Source organism: Saccharothrix hoggarensis, from assembly GCF_042678885.1.
GTDB classification, from domain to species: domain Bacteria; phylum Actinomycetota; class Actinomycetes; order Mycobacteriales; family Pseudonocardiaceae; genus Actinosynnema; species Actinosynnema hoggarensis.
In genome coordinates, this window is sequence record NZ_JBHTLK010000332.1 from 1 (window position 1) to 5,222 (window position 5,222).

Below are 5,222 nucleotides of genomic sequence, written 5' to 3' on the forward strand. Positions count from 1 at the left end.
ACGACCGACTTCCAGGCGGCCGAGCCGCGACGCCGGAGGCGGCGCAATCCAACACAGCGAACGACCGACTCCCAGGCGGCCGAGCCGCGACGCCGGAGGCGGCGCAATCAAGCGCTGTAGATCGCTTCGATGTCCTGCTTGTAGGTGTTGGCCACGACGGCCCGCTTCAGCTTCAGGCTCGGGGTCATCTCGCCGCCCGCCTCGGTGAAGTCCACCGGCAGGATGCGGAACTTCTTGATCGCCTCCGCCTTGGACACGGCCTGGTTGGCCTCGTCCACCGCGGCCTGGATCACGCCGCGCAGCGTCTCGTCGTCGAGCAGGTCGGCGACGGTCGCGTCGGCGGGCTTGCCGTTCTGCTCCTTCCACGCCGGGAAGAACTCCGGGTCGATCGTGATCAGGGCGCCGATGAACGGCTGGGCGTCGCCGACGACCATGCACTGGCTGATCAGCGGGTGGGCGCGGAGGCGGTCCTCCAGCACGGCGGGCGAGACGTTCTTGCCGCCGGCGGTGACGATGATCTCCTTCTTGCGCCCGGTGATCTTCAGGAAGCCGTCGTCGTCCAGTTGGCCGAGGTCGCCGCTGTGGAACCAGCCGTCCTCCAGCGCCTCGGCGGTCGCCTCGGGGTTGTTCCAGTAGCTGCGGAAGACGACGTCGCCCTTGATCAGGATCTCGCCGTCCTCGGCGATGCGCACGGACGTGCCGACGACGGGCCGGCCGACGGTGCCGACGCGGAACGCCGCCTCGGTGTTCACGCACGCCGCCGCGCTCGTCTCGGTCAGGCCGTAGCCCTCCAGCACCGGCACGCCGACGCCGCGGAAGAAGTGCGCCAGCCGTTCGCCGAGCGGCGCGCCGCCGGACACGGCCGCGATGCACCGGCCGCCGAGCGCCGCCTGGAGCTTGCTGTAGACGAGCTTCGAGAACAGCGCGTGCTTGACCTTGAGCCCGAGGCCCGCGCCGCCCGTGTCCTGCGCCTGGCTGTACTCCACGGCGGTCGCCTCGGCGGCGTCGAAGATCTTGCCCTTGCCGGCCGCGTGCGCCTTCTGCTTCGCGCCGTTGTAGACCTTCTCGAACACGCGCGGCACGGCCACGACGAACGTGGGCCGGAACGACTGCAGGTCCTCCACCAGGTTCTTCACGTCGGCGGTGTGCCCCATCGTGACCCGCGTGTACAGGCCGCACACGGAGATCGCGCGGGCCAGGATGTGGGCCAGCGGCAGGAACACGAGCAGCGAGTTGCCGGCCTGCATGAGCTGCGGGAACGCGGCGATCGCGCCGCGCACCTCGGACAGCAGGTTGCGGTGCGTCAGCTCGCAGCCCTTGGGGCGGCCGGTCGTGCCGGAGGTGTAGACGATCGTCGCGGTGTCGTCGGCCGCCACCTCCTTGCGGCGCGCGCGGGCGTCCTCGTCGGACACCGACGCGCCCAGGGCGGTCAGCTCGTCGATCGCGCCGGCCGCGTCACCGGACGGGCCGTCGATCTGCCACACGTGCCGCACCTCGGGCAGGCCCGCGACCACCGCGTCCACCGTCGCGCGGTGGTCGGAGGTCTCCACGAACACGGCCTTCGCGGAGGAGTCGGACAGGATCCACTCGACCTGCTCGGCCGACGAGGTCTCGTAGATGGGCACCACGACGCCGCCGGCGTGCCAGATGGCGAAGTCGAGGAGGGTCCACTCGTAGCGGGTCTTGGACATCAGACCGACCCGCTCGCCGGGCTGGAGCCCCGCCGCGACCAGACCCTTGGCGATCGCGAGGACCTGCGCGGCGAAGTCGCGGGCGGTGATGTCCACCCACGTGCCGTCCACGCGGCGGCGGAAGCTGACGGCGTTGCCGAAGCGCTCCGCGTTCGCCCACACCATGTCGGTGAGGTTCTCCTCGGCAGCCACAGTGGCGGTGGCGGGGACGCTGAACTCGCGCACGTCGACCTCCGGACGTTTGTTTGTTACCGGTGGGGAAACCTAGCCTGTGATTCCGGCGATACACCAGGCCGGCGGGTGGTTCCGTAACCGTGTCGTGGCACTCTTCCCAGCCGTGCCCAGTGTCGACGTCGTGGACGAGACGTTCCTCGCAGTGCCTCCGGCCGTGGTCGCCGCCGCGTTCGCGCCACCGTCCGTGTGGTCGGAGTTCTGGCCCGACCTGGCCTTGGAGGTCTACGCCGACCGGGGGATGCAGGGGTTGCGCTGGACGGTGGCCGGCGCGTTGGTCGGAACGATGGAGGTGTGGCTGGAGCCCGTCCTCGACGGGACGCTCCTGCACTACTTCCTCCGGGCCGACCTGCCCGGCGAGGCGTCCGACAAGCGGGTCCGGCAGGAGGTGCGCCGCCGCCAGCTCGCCGCCAAGGAGGTCTCCCTCGGGCTGAAGCTGGCGCTGGAGGCCGGCCGCCCGCCCGGGGTGCCGCCCGCGCTGCCGTAGATTTGGCTCCCGTGCGGGTTCACGTCGTCTCGGATGTCCACGGCAACGCGGAGGCCCTGGCCCGCGCGGGCGACGGCGCGGACGCGCTGGTCGTGCTCGGCGACCTGGTCGACTTCGTCGACTACCACGACCACGGCAAGGGCATCCTGGGCCGGATCTTCGGCGCCGACAAGGTCGCGGTGTTCGCCGGGCTGCGGCGCGGCCGGGTCGGGGCGGAGACCGTCCGGTACATGCGGTCGCTGTGGGAGAGCCTCGACAACGCGGCGGACATCGTCCAAGAGGCGATCATCGAGCAGTACACGGCGCTGTTCGGCGCGATGAGCGCGCCCACCTACGCCACCCCCGGCAACGTCGACAGCCCCGAGCTGTGGCCCCGGTTCGCCCGCGACGGCGTCCACATCCTCGACGGGCAGGTCGCCGAGATCGGCGGGCTGCGGTTCGGCTTCGCGGGCGGCGCCCTGCTGCACCCCGGTTTCGTGCCGAACCGGCGCGGGCCGTGGCGGCCGTACCTGCGCACCGAGGAGGAGTTCGGCGCGGCGCTGGAAGGGCTGGGCGAGGTGGACGTGCTGTGCACCCACGTGCCGCCCGCGGTGGCCGAGCTGACCTACGACGTCGTCGCCCGCCGGCCCGAGCTGGGCTCCACGTCGCTGCTGGACGTGATCGAGCGCCACCGGCCGCGGTGGTCGGTGTTCGGGCACGTGCACCAGCCGATGGCGCGGCGGGTCCGGGTCGGCTGGACCGAGTGCGTCAACGTCGGCCACTTCCAGCGCAGCGGCACGCCCCACGTGCTGCGTTGGTGAGCGGTTGCACCGGGTAGCCTCCCCGGCATGGCCGACGAGTCCACCCAGTCCATCGTCATCGACGCGACGCCCGAGGAGATCGTGGCGGTCATCGCCGACTTCGACGCCTACCCCGAGTGGGCCAACGGGGTGAAGCGGACCGAGGTGCTGGAGACGCGGGAGGACGGTCGCGCGGCCCAGGTCAGGTTCAACATCGACCAGGGCCCGATCAAGGACGAGTACGTGCTCGCCTACGACGAGTGGTCCACCGAGCGGATCTCGTGGCGCCTGGTCAAGGGCCAGATGCAGAAGTCGCAGGAGGGCAGCTACGCGCTGGCGCCCAAGGGCGGCTCGACCGAGGTCACCTACACGCTGTCGGTGCAGTTGGTCGTGCCGATGATCGGCCTGTTCCGCCGCAAAGCCGAGAAGATGATCATGGACACCGCGCTGAAGGAGCTCAAGCGCCGGGTGGAAAACGCTGGATGAGCGCCCGCCTGCTGCTGTTCACCGGTAAGGGCGGGGTCGGCAAGACGACCTTGGCCGCCGCCACCGCCGCCGCGCTCGCCGCCGGTGGCCGCAAGGCGCTGGTCGTGTCCACCGACCCGGCCCACTCTCTCGGCGACGCGCTGGGCGTGCCGCTGTCCGCGGATGTCACGGAGGTCGACGGCGCCGGGGCGTTCGCGGGGTTGCATGCCGCGCAGGTCGACCCGCGCGCGCTGGTGGACGACGCCTGGCGCGACCTGCGCGGGCACCTGCGGACCGTGCTCGCCGGTGCGGGCGTCGACGAGCTGGACGCCGAGGAGCTGACCGTCCTGCCCGGCGTGGAGGAGCTGCTGGCGCTGTCCGAGGTGCGGCGGCTGGCGAGCGACGGGCCGTGGGACGTGGTGGTCGTCGACTGCGGTCCGACCGCCGAGACGCTGCGCCTGCTGGCGCTGCCCGAGGCGTTCGCCTCCTACCTGGAACGGCTGTTCCCCACCCACCGGCGCGTGGTGCGCGGCCTGCTGGCCGGTGTCGCTGGCAGCGGCACGGTGGAGAAGTGGGACGCCACCGCCGACGCGCTCGGCCGGCTGGCGGAGAACCTGGAGCAGCTGCGCGTCCTGCTGACGTCGCGCGCCACCAGCGTCCGGCTCGTGCTGACCCCCGAGCGGGTGGTCGCCGCCGAGACCCGGCGGACCGTGACGGCGCTGGCGCTGCAGGGCATCCGGGTCGACGGCGTGGTCGCCAACCGGGTCGTGCCCCACCCCGGTGCGGAGGGCGGGCCCGCCGCCACGTGGCTGCGCACCCGCCGGGCCGAGCAGGACGCCGTGCTGGCCGAGCTGGCCGACCTCGGGTCGGTGCGCACGGTCGAGCACCGGGCCGCCGAACCCGTCGGCACGGCCGCGCTGCTGGACGTCGCCGATGGCCTGTACCAGGGGCGGGACCCGCTGGAGGGCACGTCGGCCGACGGTCCGCTGCTGGAGGTCGTGCGGTCGGGGGAGCGGGAGTACACGCTGCGGATGGCGCTGCCGATCGGCGACTCCGACCTCGACCTGGCCCGGGTGGGCGACGACCTGGCGGTCACCGTGGACGGCAGGCGGCGGCTCGTCGCGCTGCCGTCGCTGCTCAAGCGCTGCCTGGTGACCGGCGCGGAGCTGGACGACACCGGGTTGGCGGTGCGGTTCGCACCCGACCCCGACCTGTGGATGCGGTGAGGCACGTGGACCCCAAGCAGGCCGACTCGGGACGCGCCGGCTCGACAGCCACCGGCTCGACTCCCACCGATTCGGGACGCGCCGACTCCGGGCGCGCCGACTCCGGACGAACTGATTCAGGACGCGCCGAGTCGAAGCTCGCCGAGGAGCTGCGGCTGCTGCTCGACGCCGCCGCCGAGCGGGCGCAGCCGTGGCTGCACCGCATGGCGGCCGAGGGCGGGCACGACAGCCGCACGTGCGGCTGGTGCCCGCTGTGCAACGCCGTGGCGCTCGTCCGGGGCGACCGGTCGGAGCTGGCCGCGAAGGCCGCCGAGCACATCGCCGGCCTGATCGCCGTGCTGCG

At 72.6% G+C, this 5,222-nt stretch carries 5 protein-coding genes and 1 pseudogene; 5 read left to right on the forward strand and 1 reads right to left on the reverse strand.

Features of this window, described 5'->3' with window-relative positions:
• Window positions 1–107: 107 nt before the first annotated feature.
• Entirely contained in the window at window positions 108–1,916 is a 1,809-nt protein-coding gene (locus ACFQ3T_RS33920) for an AMP-dependent synthetase/ligase (RefSeq protein ID WP_380729800.1), read from the reverse strand.
• Between the two features lie 112 nt (window positions 1,917–2,028).
• Here ACFQ3T_RS33920 and ACFQ3T_RS33925 point away from each other — a divergent pair, with 112 nt between their 5' ends.
• From ACFQ3T_RS33925 to ACFQ3T_RS33945, 5 genes and pseudogenes are all read left to right on the forward strand, one after another.
• Window positions 2,029–2,409, forward strand: coding sequence for a polyketide cyclase / dehydrase and lipid transport (locus ACFQ3T_RS33925; protein WP_380729802.1), 381 nt, complete (start codon window positions 2,029–2,031; stop codon window positions 2,407–2,409).
• Window positions 2,410–2,420: 11 nt separating this feature from the next.
• Window positions 2,421–3,209 (forward strand): metallophosphoesterase family protein, encoded by a 789-nt coding sequence (locus ACFQ3T_RS33930; protein ID WP_380729804.1) that lies wholly within the window; start codon window positions 2,421–2,423, stop codon window positions 3,207–3,209.
• Window positions 3,210–3,236: 27 nt separating this feature from the next.
• Complete coding sequence (locus tag ACFQ3T_RS33935; RefSeq protein WP_380729806.1) at window positions 3,237–3,674, forward strand: SRPBCC family protein; 438 nt, start codon at window positions 3,237–3,239, stop codon at window positions 3,672–3,674.
• Complete coding sequence (locus ACFQ3T_RS33940; RefSeq protein WP_380729808.1) at window positions 3,671–4,879, forward strand: ArsA family ATPase; 1,209 nt, start codon at window positions 3,671–3,673, stop codon at window positions 4,877–4,879. Before ACFQ3T_RS33935 ends, ACFQ3T_RS33940 begins: the two co-directional genes overlap by 4 nt.
• Window positions 4,880–4,884: 5 nt before the next feature.
• Window positions 4,885–5,222: pseudogene (locus ACFQ3T_RS33945) on the forward strand (hypothetical protein); the annotation flags it as partial.